This window comes from Rhodococcus sp. 320_ES, from assembly GCF_059691855.1.
This window is the reverse complement of the sequence record NZ_JCAWAG010000003.1, coordinates 643002-665390: the sequence shown is the minus strand read 5'-3', so window position 1 is coordinate 665390 and position 22389 is coordinate 643002. Positions and strand designations below refer to the sequence as shown.

22 protein-coding genes are annotated in these 22389 nt (G+C 67.1%); 1 reads left to right on the top strand and 21 read right to left on the bottom strand.

What is annotated here, in order from left to right; genetic code table 11:
- Positions 1 to 57 precede the first annotated feature (57 nt).
- The 21 genes from AC59JP_RS13760 to dacB all read right to left on the bottom strand — a co-directional run bounded on the left by AC59JP_RS13760 (position 58) and on the right by dacB (position 21703).
- On the bottom strand, positions 58 to 1305 hold the full coding sequence (locus AC59JP_RS13760; RefSeq protein WP_497326324.1) for an NAD(P)/FAD-dependent oxidoreductase: 1248 nt from the start codon (positions 1303 to 1305) through the stop codon (positions 58 to 60).
- A 97-nt stretch (positions 1306 to 1402) separates the two neighbouring features.
- A complete protein-coding gene (locus tag AC59JP_RS13755) occupies positions 1403 to 3937 on the bottom strand; it encodes an ATP-dependent Clp protease ATP-binding subunit (protein WP_497326323.1) in 2535 nt (844 codons plus the stop codon).
- 356 nt (positions 3938 to 4293) lie between these two features.
- Positions 4294 to 4653, bottom strand: coding sequence for a histone-like nucleoid-structuring protein Lsr2 (locus AC59JP_RS13750; protein ID WP_497326322.1), 360 nt, complete (start codon positions 4651 to 4653; stop codon positions 4294 to 4296).
- 113 nt (positions 4654 to 4766) lie between these two features.
- Complete coding sequence (gene lysS / locus AC59JP_RS13745; RefSeq protein ID WP_497326321.1) at positions 4767 to 6308, bottom strand: lysine--tRNA ligase; 1542 nt, start codon at positions 6306 to 6308, stop codon at positions 4767 to 4769.
- Between the two features lie 160 nt (positions 6309 to 6468).
- Positions 6469 to 6891 (bottom strand): rhodanese-like domain-containing protein, encoded by a 423-nt coding sequence (locus tag AC59JP_RS13740; protein ID WP_497326320.1) that lies wholly within the window; start codon positions 6889 to 6891, stop codon positions 6469 to 6471.
- Positions 6891 to 7406, bottom strand: coding sequence for a cupin domain-containing protein (locus AC59JP_RS13735; protein WP_497326319.1), 516 nt, complete (start codon positions 7404 to 7406; stop codon positions 6891 to 6893). The genes AC59JP_RS13740 and AC59JP_RS13735 overlap by 1 nt, the downstream gene beginning before the upstream one ends.
- 124 nt (positions 7407 to 7530) lie before the next feature.
- Positions 7531 to 8325, bottom strand: a complete 795-nt coding sequence (locus AC59JP_RS13730; RefSeq protein WP_497326318.1) for a type III pantothenate kinase — start codon at positions 8323 to 8325, stop codon at positions 7531 to 7533.
- A gap of 2 nt (positions 8326 to 8327) precedes the next feature.
- A complete protein-coding gene (gene panD, locus AC59JP_RS13725) occupies positions 8328 to 8741 on the bottom strand; it encodes an aspartate 1-decarboxylase (RefSeq protein WP_497326317.1) in 414 nt (137 codons plus the stop codon).
- 4 nt (positions 8742 to 8745) lie between these two features.
- Positions 8746 to 9612, bottom strand: a complete 867-nt coding sequence (gene panC, locus AC59JP_RS13720; protein ID WP_497326316.1) for a pantoate--beta-alanine ligase — start codon at positions 9610 to 9612, stop codon at positions 8746 to 8748.
- Entirely contained in the window at positions 9609 to 10541 is a 933-nt protein-coding gene (locus AC59JP_RS13715; RefSeq protein WP_497326315.1) for a Rossmann-like and DUF2520 domain-containing protein, read from the bottom strand. The genes panC and AC59JP_RS13715 overlap by 4 nt, the downstream gene beginning before the upstream one ends.
- A gap of 130 nt (positions 10542 to 10671) precedes the next feature.
- Positions 10672 to 11913 carry a DUF6779 domain-containing protein gene (locus tag AC59JP_RS13710; protein WP_497326314.1) on the bottom strand — a complete coding sequence of 414 codons (1242 nt, stop codon included), beginning with the start codon at positions 11911 to 11913 and terminating at the stop codon, positions 10672 to 10674.
- Positions 11914 to 11998: 85 nt separating this feature from the next.
- Entirely contained in the window at positions 11999 to 12466 is a 468-nt protein-coding gene (locus tag AC59JP_RS13705) for a DUF3180 domain-containing protein (RefSeq protein ID WP_497326313.1), read from the bottom strand.
- Complete coding sequence (gene folK, locus AC59JP_RS13700; RefSeq protein ID WP_497326312.1) at positions 12463 to 12960, bottom strand: 2-amino-4-hydroxy-6-hydroxymethyldihydropteridine diphosphokinase; 498 nt, start codon at positions 12958 to 12960, stop codon at positions 12463 to 12465. The genes AC59JP_RS13705 and folK overlap by 4 nt, the downstream gene beginning before the upstream one ends.
- Positions 12957 to 13322 (bottom strand): dihydroneopterin aldolase, encoded by a 366-nt coding sequence (gene folB, locus AC59JP_RS13695; RefSeq protein WP_497326311.1) that lies wholly within the window; start codon positions 13320 to 13322, stop codon positions 12957 to 12959. The genes folK and folB overlap by 4 nt, the downstream gene beginning before the upstream one ends.
- Positions 13319 to 14122 carry a dihydropteroate synthase gene (folP, locus tag AC59JP_RS13690; RefSeq protein WP_497326502.1) on the bottom strand — a complete coding sequence of 268 codons (804 nt, stop codon included), beginning with the start codon at positions 14120 to 14122 and terminating at the stop codon, positions 13319 to 13321. Before folP ends, folB begins: the two co-directional genes overlap by 4 nt.
- 38 nt (positions 14123 to 14160) lie before the next feature.
- Complete coding sequence (gene folE / locus AC59JP_RS13685; protein ID WP_497326310.1) at positions 14161 to 14787, bottom strand: GTP cyclohydrolase I FolE; 627 nt, start codon at positions 14785 to 14787, stop codon at positions 14161 to 14163.
- Positions 14788 to 14854: 67 nt separating this feature from the next.
- Positions 14855 to 17398, bottom strand: coding sequence for an ATP-dependent zinc metalloprotease FtsH (gene ftsH, locus AC59JP_RS13680; RefSeq protein WP_497326309.1), 2544 nt, complete (start codon positions 17396 to 17398; stop codon positions 14855 to 14857).
- A gap of 253 nt (positions 17399 to 17651) precedes the next feature.
- A complete protein-coding gene (gene hpt, locus AC59JP_RS13675; RefSeq protein WP_497326308.1) occupies positions 17652 to 18206 on the bottom strand; it encodes a hypoxanthine phosphoribosyltransferase in 555 nt (184 codons plus the stop codon).
- 12 nt (positions 18207 to 18218) lie between these two features.
- Entirely contained in the window at positions 18219 to 19262 is a 1044-nt protein-coding gene (gene tilS / locus AC59JP_RS13670) for a tRNA lysidine(34) synthetase TilS (RefSeq protein WP_497326307.1), read from the bottom strand.
- Positions 19262 to 20308 (bottom strand): zinc-dependent metalloprotease, encoded by a 1047-nt coding sequence (locus AC59JP_RS13665; RefSeq protein WP_497326306.1) that lies wholly within the window; start codon positions 20306 to 20308, stop codon positions 19262 to 19264. The genes tilS and AC59JP_RS13665 overlap by 1 nt, the downstream gene beginning before the upstream one ends.
- Before the next feature lie 21 nt (positions 20309 to 20329).
- On the bottom strand, positions 20330 to 21703 hold the full coding sequence (gene dacB, locus AC59JP_RS13660; RefSeq protein ID WP_497326501.1) for a D-alanyl-D-alanine carboxypeptidase/D-alanyl-D-alanine endopeptidase: 1374 nt from the start codon (positions 21701 to 21703) through the stop codon (positions 20330 to 20332).
- Positions 21704 to 21862: 159 nt separating this feature from the next.
- Here dacB and AC59JP_RS13655 point away from each other — a divergent pair, with 159 nt between their 5' ends.
- Positions 21863 to 22351 (top strand): inorganic diphosphatase, encoded by a 489-nt coding sequence (locus AC59JP_RS13655; protein WP_497326305.1) that lies wholly within the window; start codon positions 21863 to 21865, stop codon positions 22349 to 22351.
- Positions 22352 to 22389 lie beyond the last annotated feature (38 nt).

The following is a 22389-nucleotide window of genomic DNA, read 5'->3' as shown; positions in this document are numbered from 1 at the left end:
CGGTGATCACGGCGATAATGTTCACGATTCGCCGAAACGCGAACACTATGACCGTGATCAGCGCGAAGGGGTGCGGCCAAGCCGGGCCGACACCGCAGCCGCCGCGCGCCGGCCGGACACCATCGCGCCCTGGATCGACGGGGTGTCCCGATGGTCGCCGCAGACGAACAGGCCGTCACCGAGGTCGACGGGTTTCCTGACGTCGAGCGGTGGCAGCGATTTCGGCAGCGCGCGCGTCACGTCGTGGCGGATCAGCAGGTTCCAGTCGCTGGTGTCGACACCCCACAGTCGACGGGCTTCGACGAGTGCCGCGTCGTCGGACAATCCCGCCGTGGCCAACGCCGTCACCTGCACCAGCGCGCGACCGACGGGCGCGTAGCTGGGAGCGGCCGCCGACATCACCGCGGTGTTCACGACCGGCCCGCGGTCACCGTCGACCACGAGAAGGCGATCGCGCGGCATGTCCGGCGGCGTGGAGAACCACCACGTGATCAACCCGCCCATCACCGCTTGGTCGGGCACAGCACCCAGATCGGTCGCGTCGTGGACGTCGGTGGCGATCACCGCGGCGCGCGCGTGGGACGTGCCGGATTCGGTACGGACGACGACGCCCTCGGTGTCCCGGTCGATACCGAGAACCCGCACCGACGTCTCGGCCGGACGATTCAGGGCTCCCGCCAGTTGCCTGGGCAGGGCACGCATTCCGTCCGCCGGGACGGCCGGGGTGCCGAGCACGAACGAGCGAATCAGCAACCGGACGTACGCATTCGACGTCTCTCCGCTGTCGTCGGCGAGCACCCCCGCCAGGAACGGCTCCAGGACGTGCTGTCGCAGCGGCCCTCGCACCCCTGCCCGGTCGAGGGATTCCGCGAGCGTGGCGTCGTCGCCTCGAAGCGATCGCTGCGCGGACACCATGACCGGAGCGCCCCACCGCGCGAGGCCCGCGATCTCACGGGGCGAGAGAAGTCCGCTGCGCAGCGTCGACGCCAGAAGTTTCGGTTCGCGGCGCGGATCGCCCAGGGTCGACCAGCCGTCGCCGCGCCGCACGCGCACCCCGGCGGCGAACGGCCGCAGTCTCAAAGCGTCTACGTCGACAAGCCTGCGGACCGCGGGATACGCCGGGTTGAGCAGCTGAAAGCCGACGTCACACAGGTGGCCGTCGACGACGTCGGTGCGGACCCGTCCACCGACCCGGTCGGACGCCTCCACCAGCCGCGTGTCGATGCCCCTCCGTTGCAGTTCCGCCGCGCACACCAGGCCGGCCAGCCCTGCACCCACGACGACGACATCGGTCCGTTCGGTCATGCTCGTCCTTCTTCTCCGGTGCTCGGCGGGAGGTGCGCGCTACAGACAGCAAAACGGGCCGCACCTGTGCAGGTGCGGCCCGTTTCGATCACGCCAATTATTCGGAGCTCTCGCCCGACTTCGCCAAGTCGACGGTCAACTCGTCCGGGAGATTGATCGGCTTCTTCTCGCCGCGGAACGTGAACCGTGCGTCCTCGCCCGAACCCTCGCCGTCCCAGTTCTCGACGTCGACGAGCACGATCTGACCCGGCTCGACCTCGCCGAACAGGATCTTCTCCGACAGCTGATCCTCGATCTCGCGCTGGATGGTGCGACGCAGCGGGCGTGCACCGAGAACCGGGTCGAAGCCGCGCTTGGCCAGCAACGCTTTGCCCTTGTCCGTGACCTCGATGGCCATGTCCTTGTTCTTGAGCGCCACCTCGACTCGCGCAAGCATGAGATCGACCATCTGGATGATCTCGTCCTTGGTGAGCTGGTGGAACACGACGATGTCGTCGATACGGTTCAGGAACTCGGGGCGGAAGTGCTTCTTCAGCTCGTCGTTGACCTTGAGCTTCATCCGCTCGTAGTTCGACCCCGTGCCCTCGCCCGAGCTGAAGCCCAGGCCGACGGCCTTCGAGATGTCGGACGTACCGAGGTTCGAGGTGAAGATCAGCACGGTGTTCTTGAAGTCGACCGTACGACCCTGACCGTCGGTGAGACGGCCGTCCTCGAGCACCTGCAGGAGCGTGTTGTAGATCTCCTGGTGTGCCTTCTCGATCTCGTCGAACAGAACCACGGAGAACGGCTTGCGGCGCACCTTCTCGGTGAGCTGACCGCCCTCTTCGTAGCCGACGTAGCCGGGAGGGGCACCGAAGAGCCGCGACGCGGTGAAGCGGTCGTGGAACTCGCCCATGTCGATCTGGATGAGCGCGTCGTCCTCACCGAACAGGAAGTTCGCGAGGGCCTTCGACAGCTCGGTCTTACCGACGCCGGACGGGCCGGCGAAGATGAACGAGCCCGACGGACGCTTCGGGTCCTTCAGACCTGCGCGGGTACGGCGGATCGCCTTCGAGACGGCCTTGACCGCCTCGACCTGGCCGATGATCCGCTTGTGCAGCTCGTCTTCCATGCGGAGCAGACGAGTGGTCTCCTCCTCGGTGAGCTTGAAGACGGGGATGCCGGTCCAGTTGCCCAGAACCTCGGCGATCTCGTTGTCGTCGACCTCGGCGATGACGTCGAGGTCACCCGAACGCCACTGCTTCTCCCGCTCGGAGCGCTGCTGAACCAGCTGCTTCTCCTTGTCGCGCAGGTTCGCGGCCTTCTCGAAGTCCTGCGCGTCGATCGCGGACTCCTTCTCGCGGCGCGCGTCGGCGATGCGATCGTCGAAGTCGCGCAGGTCTGGCGGCGCCGTCATCCGGCGAATGCGCATGCGCGCGCCCGCCTCGTCGATGAGGTCGATGGCCTTGTCCGGCAAGAACCGGTCGTTGATGTACCGGTCGGCGAGTGTGGCAGCCGCCACCAGTGCGCTGTCGGTGATCGAGACGCGGTGATGCGCCTCGTACCGATCGCGCAGACCCTTCAGGATCTCGATGGTGTGCTCGACGGACGGCTCGCCCACCTGCACCGGCTGGAAACGACGCTCGAGAGCGGCGTCCTTCTCGATGTACTTGCGGTACTCGTCGAGCGTGGTGGCACCGATGGTCTGCAGCTCGCCGCGAGCCAACTTCGGCTTGAGGATCGAGGCCGCGTCGATGGCACCTTCGGCTGCACCTGCGCCGACGAGCGTGTGGAGCTCGTCGATGAACAAGATGATGTCGCCGCGAGTGTTGATCTCCTTGAGAACCTTCTTCAGGCGCTCTTCGAAGTCACCGCGGTACCGGCTGCCGGCCACCAACGAACCGAGGTCCAGGGTGTAGAGCTGCTTGTCCTTGAGCGTCTCCGGCACCTCGCCGTTGACGATGGCCTGCGCGAGCCCCTCGACGACGGCGGTCTTGCCGACGCCGGGCTCACCGATCAGGACCGGGTTGTTCTTGGTACGACGCGACAGCACCTGCATGACGCGCTCGATTTCCTTCGCACGCCCGATGACCGGGTCGAGCTTGCCTTCGAGTGCGGCCTGCGTGAGGTTGCGGCCGAACTGGTCGAGCACGAGGGAGGTCGACGGGGTTCCCGCCTCGCCGCGGCTACTGCCGGACTCGCTGGGCTCCTTGCCCTGGTATCCGGACAGCAGCTGGATGACCTGCTGGCGAACCCGGTTCAGGTCGGCGCCGAGCTTGACCAGCACCTGAGCTGCAACGCCCTCGCCCTCACGAATGAGGCCGAGCAGGATGTGCTCCGTGCCGATGTAGTTGTGTCCGAGCTGGAGAGCCTCACGCAGGCTCAGCTCGAGGACCTTCTTGGCACGCGGAGTGAACGGGATGTGACCCGACGGAGCCTGCTGGCCCTGGCCGATGATTTCCTCGACCTGGCTGCGTACACCCTCGAGGGAGATCCCGAGCGACTCCAGAGACTTCGCCGCCACGCCTTCACCCTCGTGGATGAGACCCAGCAGGATGTGCTCCGTGCCGATGTAGTTGTGGTTGAGCATCCGGGCCTCTTCTTGGGCCAGGACGACGACGCGCCGTGCGCGGTCGGTAAACCTCTCGAACATCGTTCTCCCTCACACTCATGACTGGCAGGCCATCGGACCTGTTGTCCGGACCTCGCCCACCGCAGATGCCGCATCGATGGGCCAATCGCGATATCCCTACGCCGAGTATTCGACGCCGATCAGCAGATTCCACGACCCCGAGTTCAGTCTAGTTGCCACACCCGCAGGCTGCCGTGCCTCCAACCAGATTCCGCTGGCGGCGAAACGGCGACGATGTCGACCGGACCCTTCGAAGTGTTCAACGCCCGACCTCGACCAATCGTTACCGACGTCCGTCCGCCCCGAGCGAACGCAATTCGGTCGAAAATGGCGAGCCGCCGTGTCGATTCATTCGATCGAATGACGGCGCCGGGGAACTACTCGGCGTTCTCGTAGGCGCGAACGACCTCGGAGGAAATGCGGCCACGGGCCGATATTTCGAAGCCCTGCTTTCGCGCCCATTCACGGATTGCCGCGCTGCGGGCGCGGTCGGCAGCGCCTCTGGTTCGGGGCGTCGACGCCCCGTCCCGCTGACCGTTCGGCGAGGCAGAGCGCTGGCGCCGGGAGACTTTGCGCGCATGAATGATCCACTGCTGCATCTGTTTACGCAGCAGGTCGGCGTTCGAGTCCGACAGGTCGATCTCGTACCAACTGCCGTCGAGCCCCACCATCACAGTCTCCGACGCCGGCACGTTGTCGAGGTCGTCGACCAATGTAACCGTGACCTTCTTGACCATCTGTTCGCAATCCCCCTTGCCGCGGGCGATCCCACGCTCCCCCGAGAGATACAGATTACCTGTCCGGGTTCGAGGAGCAATACCAACCGTATGATCGGATTCTATACCCGTTGTCAGGCCCGACCCGGTCGAACGATCGGAAACAGCACAGTTTCCCGTATGCCCAATCCGGTCAACGCCATCAACAGACGGTCCACTCCCATTCCCGTTCCCGTCGTGGGAGGCATGGCGTACTCCATCGCAGCGAGGAAATCCTCGTCCAGAACCATTGCCTCGTCGTCACCTGCGGACGCCAGACGAGCCTGGTCGACGAACCGCTCCCGCTGGATCACCGGGTCGATCAGCTCGGAGTAGCCGGTCGCCAATTCGAATCCGCGCACGTAGAGGTCCCATTTCTCGACCACCCCGGGCTTGCTCCGGTGCTGCCGGGTCAGCGGCGAGGTCTCCACCGGGAAGTCCCGCACGAACGTCGGCTGGTACAGCTGATCGCCGCACTGGTTCTCCCACAGCTCCTCGACCAGCTTGCCGTGTCCCCAGCCCTTGCCCGACGGAACCTCGAGGCCGACCTGCTCGGCGAGGGCCAGCAACTCGTCGACGGTGGTATCCGGAGTCACCTCGGTGCCGATCGCCGCGGACAGCGACGGGTACATCTCCATCGTCTTCCACTCACCGCCGAAGTCGTACTCGCTGCCATCGGCCAGCGTGACGACGTGCGAGCCGAAAACGGCCAGCGCAATGTCCTGCACCAGCTCGCGCGTCATCACGGCCGAGTCGTCGTACGTGCCGTAGGCCTCGTACGTCTCGAGCATCGCGAACTCCGGGGAGTGCGTGGAGTCGACGCCCTCGTTGCGGAAGTTGCGGTTGATCTCGAAGACCCGGTCGATGCCTCCGACCACGGCTCGCTTGAGGAACAGCTCCGGCGCGATGCGGAGGAACAGCTCGATGTCCAGCGCATTCGACCGGGTCACGAAGGGCCGAGCCGCCGCTCCGCCGTGCAGCGTCTGCAGCATCGGCGTCTCGATCTCGAGGAATCCGCGGCGCTCGAGGCCGTTGCGAAGCTCGCGAACGACCGCCACTCGCTTGCGCGCGTTCTCCCGTGCCGCCGGCCGGACAATCAGATCGACGTAGCGCTGGCGAACGCGCGTCTCCTCGTTCATCTCCTTGTGCGCGACGGGCAGAGGCCGAAGCGACTTGGCCGCGAGCGACCACGAATCCGCCATGACGCTGAGCTCTCCGCGTCGCGAACTGATGACCTCACCGTGCACGAACACGAAATCACCGAGGTCGACGTCCGACTTCCACATCGCGAGGGCATCCTCCCCCACGCCGGCCAGCGAGATCATGGCCTGCAGTTGCGTGCCGTCACCCTCCTGCAGAGTGGCGAAGCACAGCTTGCCGGTGTTGCGCAGGAAGATCACCCGTCCCGCGACGCCCACCTCGAGCCCCGTGTGCGCGTCGGGCTCGAGCTCGGGGAACTGCTCGCGAATCTCCCGCAGCGAATGCGTACGAGGGACGCACACCGGGTACGCCTCGCGACCCTCCGCCAGAACCCGGTCGCGCTTGTCGCGGCGGATACGGAGCTGTTCGGGAGTGTCGTCGTGCGGCGCGGAGGCCGGAGGCCGGCCGGATTCGGCGGAGTCGGGTGTATCGGTCACGACTTCTTAGCCTATCGGGCGTGGTGGCGGGGGCTAGCCGTAGGTGTGGGGGCTGGGGCACCGCCGATTGCAGGGGCACGGGGCTGGGGCACCGCGGATCGCGTCGGGCACTGCCGATTGCGGGGGTACGGAGCGATCCGGAGTGCCCGTAGCCGGAGCCTCAGTGCGACACCAGCGTGTTTCCCTCCCGCACGCAATGCCTCGCGCGGGAAAGCACATTCGTCAATTCCGCAGCCTTCAGTGCCTGGTACCCGCCGACGAGGTCGGTCGCGCGGTGCAGCCCGAGTTCCTGCAGCGCTGCCGCGGCGAGGCTCGAGGTGTAGCCCTCCGAGCACAGGATGATCCATTCGACGTCGTGGTCGACAGCGATCTTGAGCCGCGCACTGCTCGTCGGGTCGCACCGCCACTCCAGCACGTTGCGCTCGATGGCGAGGGCGCCGGGGAGAGTCCCCTCGGCCGCGCGCTGCGCCTGCGGGCGGATGTCGACGACGACAGCGCCGCGCGCCACTCGCTCGGCAAGGTCGAAGGCATAGGTGCGCTCGTAGGTGGAACGGGCGCGCGCGAGCATGTCGTCGATGTTCATCACGCGTCTCCCTCGGGCGTATCGGTCAGCTCGGATCGGGTGCGGCGCAGCGAACCACCGTGCGTCACTTCGTAATACGACATCGCCGTCAACGGTGGGGAGTATGCGTGAACGCTGAGTGTGGGTCGACGAGGTGCTGACGCCGGCTCCGGCGCCCACATCACGTCGTGCACCCAGCCGAGCGGGAAGGACGCCTGGTCACCGGCGTCGAGTCGCCTGTGCCGCAGCGACTCTCCCGTCCAGCGCAGCTCGGCGACCGATCCGCTGAGCACGGTGAGCGCTCCTATGGACCCGGCGTGATCGTGCAGCTCGGTCGACCGGTCCGGCACCCAGCTGATCAGCCACACGTCGACGTCGTCGTCGGAATGCAAACGCACAGACCATCGTTCGTCGGTGGGGTAGCTCGCCGGGAGCAGCGAGTCGAAGCGGCCGTCCAGCACATCGGACGCACCTTGGTCGGTGATTCTGAGCAGATCGGCCGGACGCAGACGCGTCGGCAATACAGAAGAAAGCACGAGACAGACTCCAGGAAGTGTGCGAAAAAGTCAGGGCAGCGGTCAGCCCCGACAACACTCCTGAGTTCCCGTGCAGCGATTCACGGGAGCAAGTGTGGCACAGAAACGCATGATCACGCCACCCCTACCGCTTGCGGGCCTGATTCCTCTCGAACACCAGTCGCAGACCCTCCAAGGTCAGGTCACGCTCGTGCTCGTCGATGGACGTGGACTCGTCGACGAACAGACCGGCGCTGTCACCGGTGGCCACCACGACCACGTCGTTGCCGCCGAACCCCGGCACTTCCGCCCGGATGCGCGCGACGATTCCGTCGACCAGACCAGCGAAACCGAAGACCGCGCCGGACTGCATGGCCTCGACGGTGTTCTTCCCCAGAACTCCACGTGGGCGCGCCAGCTCGACCTTCCTCAGCGCCGCCGAACGAGAGGCCAACGCATCCATCGAGATCTCGACTCCGGGCGCGATCGAACCACCGAGGAACTCCCCCTTGGCCGAGACGACGTCCACACAGGTCGACGTGCCGAAATCGACGACGATGCACGGCGCATCGTAGAAGTGGTGCGCCGCAAGACTGTTGACGATGCGGTCCGCGCCGACTTCCTTCGGATTGTCCACCAGCAACGGAACACCCGTTCGCACACCGGGTTCCACGACAACCTGCGGCACGTGCGACCAGTAGCGGTCCAGCATGGTGCGAATCTCACGCAGCACCGACGGAACCGTCGACAGGGCGGCCACACCGGTGATCGAGTCGGCGTCGCTTCCCAGCAGACCACGGAACGTGAGGGCGAGTTCGTCGGCCGTCATGGAGGCATCCGTGCGCATACGCCAGTCCCGCAACAGTTTTGCGTTGGAACCGATGCCCGAGAAGACGCCCAGCACGATGTTCGTGTTCCGAACATCGACGGTCAGCAGCATTGCTACACCAACACCCTCGGGTCGGTCAGACCCGAGCCGGACGGAGCGTGAGCCGGATCGACACCCAGCTCGAGAACAGCATTGCGAGAATCGACGAACACGACGGACGGCGCGTACTCGCGCACCTCCTGCTCGTTCATCACCCCGTAGGCGATGATGATGACCAGATGCCCGACATCGACGAGATGCGCCGCGGCGCCGTTGATCCCGATGATCCCGGTGCCGCGCTCACCGGCGATGACGTAGGTCTCGAGACGGGCCCCGTTGTCGATGTCGACGATCGTCACCTGTTCGCCTTCGAGCAGGTCGGACGCGTCGAGAAGATCCTGATCGATCGTAACGGACCCCACGTAGTGCAAGTTGGCGTGCGTCACCGTCGCGCGATGGATCTTGGACTTCATCATGGTACGAAACATGGCGTCATTCCTGAGGTTCGAGGGAAACGAGCAGGTTGTCGATCAAGCGCGTCGGCCCGACACGTGCGGCGACGAGCAGGCGTGCGTCGCCTTCGGTGGGTGGGTCCAGGAGGTCGACACCGCGCAGAGCGAGGTAGTCGACGGATACTTCCGGAACCGCGTCGAGCACCGACTTCGCTGCCGCGAGAACGGCATCCGCGCCCGCACGCCCAGCGTGCTGTCCCGCCAGCAGCGCCGCGGACAGTGCCACCGCAGCACTCCGTTGCGCGGGATCGAGGAATCGATTGCGCGAGGACAGGGCCAACCCGTCGTGCTCCCGCAGAGTCGGCACTCCGACGATCTCGACGTCGAAGTTCAGGTCGCGGACCATCTGCGTGATCAGCACCAGTTGCTGATAGTCCTTCTCGCCGAAATAGGCCGTGTTGGGACGCGCAATCTGGAGAAGCTTGGCGACCACGGTCAGCATCCCGGCGAAATGGGTTGGCCGCGAGCTCCCTTCGAGCTGCTCGCCGACGGGTCCGGGATGAACCGTCGTGCGCGGACCGTTCGGGTACATGTCCTGCGCGCTCGGCGCGAACACCACCTCGACGCCGGCCTTGCGCAGAAGTTCCACGTCGGCGTCGAGGGTGCGCGGGTACTTGTCCAGATCCTCGCCCACCCCGAACTGCAGAGGATTGACGAAGATGGACACGATGACCACTGCGCCACCACGTTTGGCCTGCTCCACCAGGTGGAGGTGCCCCGCGTGCAGAGCGCCCATGGTCGGTACCAGCGTGACCCGCCGCCCAACACCGCGCAGTGCCCGCGAGATGGAGGTGATGGTCTGCGGGTCGTGGTGGACGGTGAGTTCACCGGGAACGTAGACGCTCATGTCGTGGACTCCCACTTCTCCAGCAATGTCACCATGTCGTCGCCGGCCCGAGCCTGCTGCGCAGTACGCAACGACAGTGCCCGGTAGCCGGCCGCGATCCGCGGGTCCACCTCGACGAGAGCGTCGAGATGCTGTGCGACGGTGGCGGTATCGCCCCGTGCGACGGGACCGGTCAACGCCGACTGACCGCGTCGGAGCACGTTGTCGAGCGCCGCCGACAGGAGCGGGGCGAGTACTCGCTCGGCGACGCCGCCCGGCGCGTCGAGCACGAGCTCTTGGCCCATCAGTTCCTGATGAGCGAGCGCTGCGCGTAGCGCATCCAAGGCGTCGACCACGACCGTCACCAGATGATTGCTGCCGTGCGCGAGGGCTGCGTGATAGAGCGTGCGGGCATCTTCGCGAACCCGGACCGGCTCACCGCCCATCTCCAGAACGAGTGCCTGCGCGATGGCGTAACCGATGTCGTCGCGTGCGGTCACGCCGAAGCACGCCGACTGCAGTCGCGCGGTGTCCTCGGCCTTGCCGCTGAATGTCATCGCCGGGTGGATCGCCAGCGGAACAGCGCCGCGTGCGGTCAGTGGCTCCAGAATCGAGATGCCGTTGGCGCCGGACACGTGCATTACCAGCGTCCCCGGCTTCACCGCGTCCGTCGTGGCGAGGCCGCTGATCAGAGCGCCCAGTTCCTGGTCCGGAACGGCCAGGATCAGTAGCTCCGACTGCCGGGCAACGTCCGTCGCGGACAGAATCTGCGCGTCGGGCAGGCGTTCCTGCGCGCGAGCGCGGGAGGCGTCCGACACGGCCGCAACACCGAAAACAACATGGCCGACGCGTTCGAGCGCCTCACCCACGGCAGTCCCGACGCGACCCGCGGACACCACTCCGACGGACAAACGTGCTGGTGCGGGGTCAGATGTGATCCCAGAGGTCACCGAAAATCCTCTCCTCGTTCCAGTCCCGCAGGCGGGTACCGGACGTTCTCGCACACAGTATCGGTCGCGGGCGAGCGATTGCCACGAGCGAGACCTACGTCACTCTCGGGCGTGCAGTGGGGCGGACCGACTAATCCGCGCGACGACGCCGCCGACCGACCTCAGCGGTGCCGCTGTCCGTCGAGCCGCCGATTCCGGCGAGGATTTCTGCCACGGACCGGCCGCTCGAATGCGCGCCCCCGTTGGCTTCCGTGGAATCGCCCTCGGCTGCGCGTCGACGCGAGCGTCTGCCCGACTCGGGCACCTCGGCGTCGGGCTGCGACGGGGTCTCGACCGGGTCGGGGGTCGGTGCCGGGTCGTCGACCTTCGACTCAGAGTCGGGGGTTGATGCCGGTGTCGGGTCGTCGACCATCGACTCAGGGCGCCCCTCACCGTGATAGTCGACACGAGGGGGCCCCTGAGTCAGGTCAGAAGCGGGAGTCGGCGCAGAAGCTGCGGGCTCAACAGCAGCAGCTTCCGGAGCCTCCACAACCGGCTCGACCTCCGGCTCCTCCACCGGCCCGTACCACGACTCGTCGAACCGATCCTCCTCGAACGTCACCGGCTCGAAGGTCTCCGGCTCATCGTCGCGCGAGGAGTACGCCGTCGACTCGTACGGAGTCGGCTCGCGCTGTGGCATGTCGAATTCGGGGATGTCGTCTTCGTCTGCTGCACTGTGCGTTTCGGGCTCCGCCGGTGCCGACGCCGACCACCCCGGTGCGGGCCGGAACGAGCCGGCCGAATCGAACTCGCCGTGGATGACCGACGTCTCCGCGGTGACGGGTTCGTCGGCGGGCGTGGCGAATGGGGCGCGCACGTACAACCCGGACGGCGCCGGCTGGTAGCCGCTGTAGGACCGGTCGGCGAGTTCGCGCATGCGCATCGCTTCGCCGGCGATGGCGGCACGATCCTCGGGCAGCGCTCCGTCGAACAGCATCTCGAGGCTTCGCCGCAGCGACGCCAACTCGGCGCGCAGTGCACGAAGTTCGGAGGAGTCGCCGTTGACCTCGCCTCGCACGCGAGCTTCGACACCCAGTTCGTACTCGCGACGCGCGGCGATCTCGCGTTCGAGCTGCAGTTCGTAGACGGTCTGCAGATCGCGGGCCTTGACCTGGTCGGCGGTGGAGTCACGCCGGTACTTCGTCATCGCGAACGCACCGATGATCGCTGCCCACAACGCGATCACGATGCCCAATCGGAGCCATTGCACGCTGTCGGTGAGCATCAGGATGATGCTGGCGACGACCCCTAGAAAGACCAGACCGGCCATGATCGCTTGGCTGCCGCCGCGCCGCGTACGGCGAGGGGCCTTGGTGCGACCGGTGTCCGTCATGAACTCAAGGGTAACGGCACCAGACCGATCGCCCCGGCAACAACCGCACGGAATTCCGGCGAGCGCCCGTGATATGCCACAAAAATCAGGTGGCTGGGTTGTCCATTTCGTCATCGGGGGTGCGGCAGCAGTGCTCGAGCCACAGGGCAGCGGCGGCGAGCACGAGACCCGCAATCAGTCCGACGATCCCACCGGGCGTGTCGGCGGCTGCTGCCCGCAGCGTCGCCCGTTGCGGTACGACGTGGACGAGAAAGCCGAGCCACACGCCGGCGGCCGCGGACCCGACCAGCGCGGATGCCTTGGCCAGCGCCACCGACCGGGCCACTGTGATGGGGTGCAACTGATTCGGCCCGTCGCCGACTCGCCGGTTCCGCACGCGATTGCGGATGACGAAAGCGAGCACCACCACCAGCACTGCGACCGGGAACAGCGACGACGCCGCCAGCACCGAGATCGGTGGCAGCGATCCGTACGCCACGCGCACCACGATCCAGGTGGCGACAGCTGCCACGGCGAACAACCCGAGCAGCTCGCGCACTCGCGTCGGCTTCACGACGTTGGTCCGACGAGGGCGAGATCCGTGCGCCGCACACCGTTCCGTTCGGCCTCCGGAAGTGCTGCAAGTAGATCGGCGACGCGAACCCCACCGAGCAACGCATCCGCGTCGACGTCCAACCACGGCACCAACACAAACGCCCGTTCGTGGGCGTGAGGATGCGGCAGAACGAGTTCGGGATGATCGCTGCGCACGTCCTCGCACACCACGACGTCCACGTCCAGGCTGCGCGGACCCCAGTGCTGCACACGTGTGCGCTGCGCGGCACGCTCCAGCTCCTGCCCGCGGCGGAGCCAGCCCCAGCAATCGGTGTCGGCGTCGTCCACCAGCACGACGGCATTGAGGAAGTCCTGCTGTTCGACCCCTCCCCACGGCGCCGTCGAGTACACAGCGGACACAGCGGTGACGGCGTCACCGAGGTCGTCGAGCACCGACTGCAGGTGGGCGAGGCTGTCGCCGACGTTGCTGCCGATGGACAGCACCGCCTTCACCGGGGGCGGTCCCGCACGACGACCACGGCGACGTCGGCGAAGGTCAGGGGAATCGGTGCGGACGGTTTGTGCACGGTCACCTCGACTCGGTCCACGCGCGAGTCCGTCAGGACCCCGTCGGCGATCTTTCCGGCGACCGTCTCGATGAGGTCGTACGGCGGTCCCGAGACGATCGCGGCCGCCGCCTCGGCGAGTTCGCCGTAGTGCAGCGTGTCCGTCAGGTCGTCGGACGCCCCGGCCGGCGCGAGATCCATCCACACCACGATGTCGATCAGGAAATCCTGACCGTCGCGCTTCTCGTGATCGAAGACGCCGTGGTGTCCGCGAACCTTCAAGCCGCGCAACTCTATTCGATCGCTCATCGTGCCTCGTTCCATTCGCGGAGTACGGTCAACGCGTCCAGGCTGCCCGCCGCGTCGTGCACTCGGACACCCCATGCGCCGTGCTGAGCGGCGAGCAGGGAGATCGCGGCGGTGGCGACATCGCGCTCGTGCGGTGGGCGAGGCGCCCCGTCGGCGTCGGCCAGCAGCGTTCCGAGGAATCGTTTGCGGGAGGCCCCGACCAGGATGGGGAACTCCGTGTCGACGAGATGCTCGAGTCCGCGCAGTAGTTGCCAGTTGTGCTCGGCGTTCTTCGCGAACCCGAGTCCGGGGTCCAGGACCACTCGGTCGGCGCGCACGCCCGCGGCCAACGCCAGGTCGGCCTGCTCGAGCAGTTCGCGTCGGACGTCGTCGACCACGTCGGCGTACGTCTCGGCACCTCCGCGGTGGACCCAGTCCGAGTCGGACCGCCAGTGCATGAGGATCCACGGCAGCCCGGCGTCGGCGACGACGGACGCCATCGACGGATCGGCGCGTCCACCGGACACGTCGTTCACCAGCGCTGCCCCCGCGTCGACGGCAGCAGCGGCCACTGTCGAGCGCATCGTGTCGACACTCACACGAACACCCGCGGCCGACAGTTCGGAAATGACCGGAACCACGCGCGACGCCTCGACGTCGGGATCGACCCGCGACGCCCCGGGCCGCGTCGACTCCCCGCCCACGTCGACGATGTCGACTCCGGCTCGGTGCAGGTCCAGACCGTGCGCGACGGCTTTCGCGGTGTCCAGATAGCGCCCGCCGTCGGAGAAGGAATCGGTGGTCACGTTGAGAACACCCATCACCACCGGACGTCCGGGTCTGGGCAGAGCTGTGTCGATCACTTACGCAGTATCAGGTTCAATGCCTCGGAACGGGAAACTGCACTGGACTGGAAGATGCCGCGCACCGCCGACGTGGTGGTGGACGCACCGGGTTTGCGGATGCCGCGCATCGCCATGCAGAGGTGCTCGGCCTCGATGACCACGATGGCTCCTCGCGGTTCGAGTTTGCGCACCAGAGCGTCGGCGATCTGCGTCGTCAAACGCTCCTGGACCTGCGGACGCTTGGCGTACAGGTCGACGACGCGGGCGAGCTTGGACAAGCCCGTCACCCGGCCCGTCTTCCCCGGGATGTATCCGACGTGCGCGACCCCGTGGAACGACACGAGGTGGTGCTCGCAGGTGGAGTACATCGGGATGTCGCGCACCATGACCAATTCCTGGTGGGACTCGTCGAACGTGGTGTTGAGCACCGCGTCCGGATCGGTGAACAAGCCGCCGAACATCTCTTTGTAGGCGCGCGCGACGCGGGCAGGTGTGTCCTGCAGCCCCTCGCGTTCCGGATCCTCGCCGACGGCGAGCAGAAGCTCCCTCACCGCTGCCTCGGCCCGCGCCTGGTCGAACGGCTTACCCGACGAAACTGACAGAGGCTCGGTCTCGACCCCGTTGATCGTCACTGATTCCATACCTTTCAGCAGGTGGGCATCGTTGCCCCCAACGACTGTCCTGCGACAGTCCACCGAGCATTCGGTGTCAGCGTCCGTTCGGACCTTCGGCCTCGTCGGCGGGCGGCTGCCACCGCGGCTGCTCCTCGCCGGGGTGTCCGTAACCGGGCTGCGCCGGCGGCTGCCGGTAATCGCCGTAGTCGGGCTCGCCGTTGTGCGGCCGACCGTCGTCGGGCTGGCCGTATTGGGGTTCACCGTACTGAGGCTGGCCGTACTGAGGCTGGCTGTACTGCGGCTGCCCGTACTGCGGCTGCCCGTACTGCGGCTCGCCGTACGGCTGCTGCTGTTCACGCGGCTGGGGTTCACGAGTTTGGGGCGGCAGGGGCTGCGGCGGTTCGCTGAACCCGCCCCGTGCCGCGTCGTCCGAATCGCGCGGCGGCCATCCGGGTGCGGACCAGCCCGCGGGCGCGCCGTAGTCCGGCATCGATCCGTGGGGACGCGGGTAGGCGCCGCCACCGTTCTGGTAGCCGCCGTTCTGGTAGCCACCGCCGTTCTGCCCGGAATGGCCGTTGCCGTTCGAGCGACCACCGTTGCCACCCGAGTAACCGCCACTGCCGTTCGAGTAGCCGCCGCCCCGCTGCTCGGACGGTGCCTGCAGAGCCGACGCGTAACTCGGCTCCTTGACGACCGACACGGGAGGCCAGGTCTCCCCGCGCTCGAGAGCGAGCTCGCGCGGCGTCTTGACCGGCGGCTTGGACGACGGAATGCGATCGCCGAAGTCGTTGAACGCGGTGATGCGCGGCCGCTTCTCGACGCCGGTGAAGATCTTCTCCAGGTCCTTGCGGGTGAGCGTTTCGCGTTCGAGCAGTTCGGTGGCCAGCACGTCGAGCACGTCGCGGTAGTCGTTGAGGATGGACCACGCCTCGGTGTGAGCCGCCTCGATGAGGTTGCGCACCTCGCCGTCGATCTCCTTGGCGACCTCGTGCGAGTAGTCCGACTGCACGCCCATCGAGCGGCCCAGGAACGGATCGCCCTGCTCCTGGCCGTAGCGGACCGCGCCGAGCTTGGAGCTCATGCCGTACTCGGTGACCATGGCGCGCGCGATCTTCGTCGCCTGATCGATGTCCGACGACGCGCCGGTGGTGGGCTCGTGGAACACGAGTTCCTCGGCAGCGCGACCACCCATCGCCATGACCAGGCGAGCGATCATCTCCGAGCGGGTCATCAGACCCTTGTCGTCCTCGGGCACCGTCATGGCGTGTCCGCCGGTGCGACCGCGAGCGAGAATCGTGACCTTGTAGACCGGCTCGATATCGGGCATAGCCCACGCCGCGAGCGTGTGCCCGCCCTCGTGGTACGCCGTGATCTTCTTCTCGTGCTCGCTGATGATGCGGCTCTTGCGTCGCGGACCACCGACGACACGGTCCACCGACTCCTCGAGAGCAGCCTCGGTGACGACGGTTCCGTTCTCGCGAGCGGTGAGCAGTGCGGCCTCGTTGATGACGTTGGCCAGATCGGCGCCGGACATGCCGACGGTTCGCTTGGCGAGACCTTCCAGGTCCGCGTTCTGAGCGATCGGCTTGCCCTTGGAGTGCACCTTGAGGATGGCGCGACGACCGGCGAGGTCGGGTGCACCGACCGGAATCTGACGGTCGAAGCGTCCCGGGCGCAGCAGGGCGGGGTCGAGAATGTCGGGACGGTTGGTGGCGGCGATGAGGATGACGCCGGTGCGCTCACCGAAGCCGTCCATCTCCACGAGGAGTTGGTTGAGCGTCTGCTCGCGCTCGTCGTGGCCACCGCCCATGCCGGCGCCGCGCTGGCGGCCGACGGCGTCGATCTCGTCGACGAAGATGATGCAGGGGCTGTTCTGCTTGGCCTGCTCGAAGAGGTCGCGCACGCGGGAGGCACCGACGCCGACGAACATCTCGACGAAGTCCGAACCGGAAATGGTGAAGAACGGGACGCCCGCCTCGCCGGCGACGGCGCGCGCGAGGAGCGTCTTGCCGGTTCCGGGAGGCCCGTAAAGAAGGACGCCGCGCGGGATCTTGGCGCCGAGCGCCTGATAGCGGGCCGGGTTCTGCAGGAAATCCTTGATCTCGTACAGCTCTTCGACTGCTTCGTCCGCGCCCGCGACGTCGGCGAACGTGGTCTTGGGCATGTCCTTGGTGAGCTGCTTGGCCTTCGATTTGCCGAAGCCCATCACGCCACCGCGCCCGCCGCCCTGCATGCGTCCCATCACGAAGACGAAGAGGCCGAGCAGGATCACCATGGGCAGCAGGAAGACGAGGATCGAGGTCCACCAGCTCTCGGTGGTGACCGTCGTGTTGTAGCTCTGCGCGCCGGACGCCGCAACCTTGTCGAAGATCTGGCCGGACACCGAGTCGGGGTACTTGGCGATGATCTGCGTATCGCCGTTCGTGGAGTCACCGTTCTTCAGCGTCAGCCGAACGGCCTGCTCACGGTCGTCGATCTGCGCCTTCTCGACGTTCTTGGCGTCGAGCTGGCTGATCGCGACGGAGGTGTCGACATTCGTCCAGTCGCGAGTGGTGTTGCCGAAGTAGCTGAAGGCATAGATCACCAACAGAACGGCAGCGACGATCGCCAGGTTGCGGAAAACGGTCTTGCGATTCATACGTGCGTCGCCCTCGGTGGCAGTTCGGTGTGCGTGAGTCGGCTACGCACCGGACATGTCAGGTTACCGCGAACGGTGTCCGGCTGGTCGGTACGTAGGGAACCACCTGCGACAAGCGTGGCCCACTGAACTGTTCAACGCCCGGTGAGCCTGTTCGGGTTCCCTTACTCATTCGGTGATCACGGCGAAACGGTTCGCTTCGAGCGGAATCTCGCGCACTATGACCGTGATCACCGCCGAGGTGGAAGCGGTTTCAGCCGCCGTACACCTTCGGCTCGAGGGTGCCGATGTAGGGCAGATCGCGGTAGCGCTCGTTGTAGTCGAGCCCGTAGCCGACGACGAACTCGTTCGGAATGTCGAAGCCCACGTTGGCCACCTCGACGTCGACCTTGATCGCGTCGGGCTTACGCAGCAGCGTCACCACCTCGAGCGACGCCGGCTGACGCGTCGCGAGGTTGCGCTTGAGCCACGACAGGGTGAGCCCGGAGTCGATGATGTCCTCCACGATCAGCACGTTGCGGCCGTGGATGTCGCGATCGAGGTCCTTGAGAATGCGCACGACGCCCGACGACGACGTCGACGACCCGTACGAACTCACGGCCATGAACTCGAGCTGCGTCGGGATCGGGAGCGCCCGCGCGAAATCGGTCATGAACATGATGGCGCCCTTGAGAACGCCGACCAACAGCAAGTCGCCCTCGGGTGCACCGACGGGATAACGCTGGGCAATTTCTGCGGCCAGCTCGGCGATCCTTTTGTCGATCTCTTCTTCGGAGATCAGGACCGATGCGATGTCGCCCTCGTACACGGCGGTTTCCCTTCAGAGCGCGGCAGCAGATTTTCCGAGCGTCAGCCTGCCATGCTTACGAGAGACGACCAACCTCACCGGCCTCAGAGCCGGCGAACCTCCCGGCCTTCCCGCCACATCCGGACCGGCCTCCGGCCTTCCCGCCACATCCCGACCGGCCTCCGGCCTCCCCGCCACCGCCACCTCACCCTGACCGCGCCACCGCCCGATCAGATCGTCGACGGACTGCAACTGGCCCGCCGTCACGGCGCTCGCTCCGCCCGCGAGCAACCAGGACCGGATCACGCGTCGGCGCACCGCCGACGGGACCCCCTCGAGGGCGCCGACGTCGAGGTCCTCATCGCGTGTCGCGGTCGCCAGGACGTCAGACGCCAGCCCGTCGAGCACGTCACCGTCCTCCCGCAGCTGCCCGGCGGTCCGCGCCAATGCCTCCGCGACTCCCCCGGCCAACACGTCGTCGAGCAACGGCAGTACCTCCCGGCGGATGCGCACTCGGGTGTAGGCGGGGTCGGTGTTGTGCGGGTCCTCCCACGGCTGCACGCCCAACTCCGCGCAGGCCGCGCGCGTGCGCTCGCGTCGCACGCCGAGCAGTGGTCGTCCCCACGGCGGGTCGTAGGGCGCCATCCCGCGAATCGAGCGGGGCCCGGACCCTCTACCGAGACCGAGCAGAACCGTCTCCGCCTGGTCGTCGAGGGTGTGCCCCAACAGAACTGGCACACCGGCGCGGGCGTCGTCGAGGGCCGCGTAGCGCGAGCGCCTGGCCGCAGCTTCGGGACCACCCGAACCGCTCACCTGCACCGTCACGACTTGTGCTGCGCTGCAACCGAATTGCAGTGCCTGCTCGACGGCGACAGCGGCAACCTGCGCCGAACCAGCCTGCAGACCGTGGTCGACGACAACCGCGCGGACCGTCGCCATCTCGGCAACCGCCGCGGCCGTCAGAGCCAGGGAGTCGGCGCCGCCGGACAGTGCCACCACCGCCTCGTCCACCCCGTGTTCGCGACGCCACGCCCGCACCGCCAGCCGAATCTCGTGCAGCGCAGGACGATCGAACATCAGCCGAGAACTCGGCGAATCCACGCATCCGGGTCGTCGATCTCGGCGGTGCGCGGCAACGTGTCCGCGTCGGTCCACACTGTGTTGAACCGCTCCATGCCGACCGTGCCCACCACGGCATCGACGAACGCCTTGCCGCGCACGTACTGCGCCATCTTGGCGTCCATTCCGAGAAGCATCTTGATCAGGCGCTGCAACGGGTTCTGCTTGCGAGTTCTTCTGCGGTCGAACGCAGTTCGGATGCTCGCCACCGTCGGAACCACCGCGGGTCCGACGGCATCCATCACGTGGTCGGCGTGACCTTCGAGCAGCGTGCCGAGCATCAGCAGCCGGTCGAGTGCCTCGCGCTGCGGCTCGGCCTGCGTGGCGCGGAGCAGCCCGACGATCCCCTGACTGGACGCGTCCGCCTCGCCCGAGGACCGCTGACGCAGCGCGGTGCTCAGGCGTCCGATGACGTCGGAGATCGGTTCGTCTACGCCCTCGCTCAGCGTCGCGACGCAGTCCTGCATGTATTGGGCAAGCCAGGGCGACGACGAGAACTGCACGCGGTGCGTGACCTCGTGCAGGCACACCCAGAGCCGAAAGTCGCTCGGCTGCAAGCGAAGTGTCCGCTCGACGGAAATGATGTTCGGCATGACCAGCAGCAGGGTCCCGTTCGGGCCGGTGAACGGGTCGTACTGACCGAGAATGGCCGTCGACAGAAAAGCGAGCATGGCACCGGCCTGCACACCGGCCGGCTTCCCGCCGAGAAAGCCTCCGTCGTGGCCCTCGTCGGCACCGATCAGATGACCCATCGACTTCGACGCTTCCCTGATCCAGCCGGGCCGATCGAGGATCAGCGCGTCGGGCACCGGTAGTCCGTCGGCCAGTCCGGTGACGTCGCGGACGGGACCCTCGGCGCGCTTCGAGGCGTCGGCCAGCTCGGCCAGCGCCGCATCGGTGGTGTAGCGGGTGGTCTTGGGGCCGGCGGGCGCCAGCTTGGCTCCGACGGTGGCCGCGAGCGACCAGTCGACGGCCCCGCCGAAGTTGCTCTTGGTCTCAACCATTCGAACCGCCCTCCAGAGCCACTACGCGCATCCGCACGAGCGCAACGTCGACGCCACCGCATCGAGGGCCGGTCTACCGACCTCGGGCGGCCTGTCGTTCGACATGAGCGCAAAGGTGAGTACCCGTCCGCTCGCGTCGACCACGTATCCCGCCAACGCACTGGCCGTCGACAAGGTTCCGGTCTTCGCGCGCAGCCACCCTGCGGCGGTGCGATCACCGGACGCGTACCGATCGGCGAGGGTGCCCGTCGCACCGGCCACGGGGAGGTAGTCGAGCATCGGCCGCAGCTCCTCGTCCCGCTGCGCCGTCGAGTCGGACGACGACGGATCGGAGTCCGTGGCCGCGGCCGTGACCACGTCGCCGAGCACCCGAGCCGGAATGACGTTGTCGACGGACAGACCGCTCACGTCCTGCAGCGACACCCCGTTGACGTTGAATCCGGCCGTCGTCAACGTCGAGACAACCGCGTCCACGGCGCCGGAGAACGACGCCGGTTTGCCCTCGTCGAGCGCGATCTCGCGCCCGATCGACTCCGCGAGAAGGTTGTCCGACAATCCCATCATCTGCCCCAGCCGCTGCCGCAGCGGCGCGGACTGCACGCTCGCGAGCTGGTCGGCGCCCTGCGGCGCTCTGCCCGAGCTCACCGCGCCCGGGTCGACCCCGAGCGCCGATGCGAGCGCTCGCCCGACGTCGAGCGCCGGTGTGGTGCTGCGCGGCGATTCGTCGACCAGGGGGTTCGAGCGCGCACCGTCGAGCATCAGCGGCTCCATGGGCGCCAGGCTGCCGCCGGCGATGTCGGCGGGGAACCAGCCTTTCGCCAGGAGGTCGCCGGAGTAGATGCTGGTGTCGACGACGATGCTGCTCACCGGCACTCCGGATCGCCGCACCTGCTCGGCGATGTCGTCGATACGCGCGCCGCCCGCGTAGAACACCGGTGCGCCGACGGGTTGCGCGGTGAGGGTGGTGTCACCGCCCGCGATGACGACGATCTGCCCGTCCCGATCGCCCTTGACCACGCGTGTCTCGACGCGGTGGTCGTCGGGCAGCGCGATCATGGCGGCGGCGGCCGTGAGCACCTTGGTGGTGGACGCGGGCGTCATGGGCGCGTTCTCGTTGCTCGACCACAGCACGTCGCCGGTCTTCGCGTCGTGCACGATCCCGGTGAACCGTCCGAGGTCGGGGTCGGCGAGAGGGCCCGCCAGCGCCGCCGACAAGCCCGCCGTCGACGGGATCGGCGCGTCGTCGGGAAGGGGCGCGACCTGCGGCGTCGCGGTGATCGGCGACGGTTCCGGCGACACGGATGCTGCCCGCTCCTCCGACGTCTGCGCACCGAACGGGAGGTTCAGAAGCAGCAGGGTCAGCGCGAACACGACGGCGACGACGATCACGGCCATGACGGTCACCTGAGTCCGAGAGGACAGCTTTCCGCCCGATCGCTTCCACTGACTCACGCGGGGAACTCTATCCGTGGGGTCCGTTCGGGCGTGGATGCGCGCCGACCCGCTACTGTTTCGACCGAGCCACAGTCAGCCGGAGAGCAAAGGACACCTCACGTGCAGTTCGATGTGACCATCGAGATTCCCAAGGGCCAGCGCAACAAGTACGAGGTCGATCACGAGAGCGGCCGCGTCCGCCTCGACCGCTACCTCTACACGGCCATGGGCTACCCCGCCGACTACGGATTCATCGAGGGAACGCTCGGCGAGGACGGCGACCCGCTCGACGCCTTCGTGCTTCTCCCGGAATCGGTGTTCCCCGGCGTTCTCGTCGAGGCCCGTCCCGTCGCGATGTTCAAGATGGTCGACGAGGCCGGCGGCGACGACAAGGTTCTGTGCGTCCCCGCGGGCGATCCGCGCTGGGATCACATTCAAGATCTCGGCGACGTGTCTAAGTTCGAACTCGACGCGATCGAGCACTTCTTCGTTCACTACAAGGACCTCGAGCCCAACAAACACGTCACGGGTTCGGATTGGGTGGGCCGAAGCGAGGCGGAGGCCGAGATCACTGCATCGATCGAGAGACTCGCCAAGAACGGGCACTGACCGGTCGCCGACCTCAGCCTTCCCTCGCTGCTAGCATC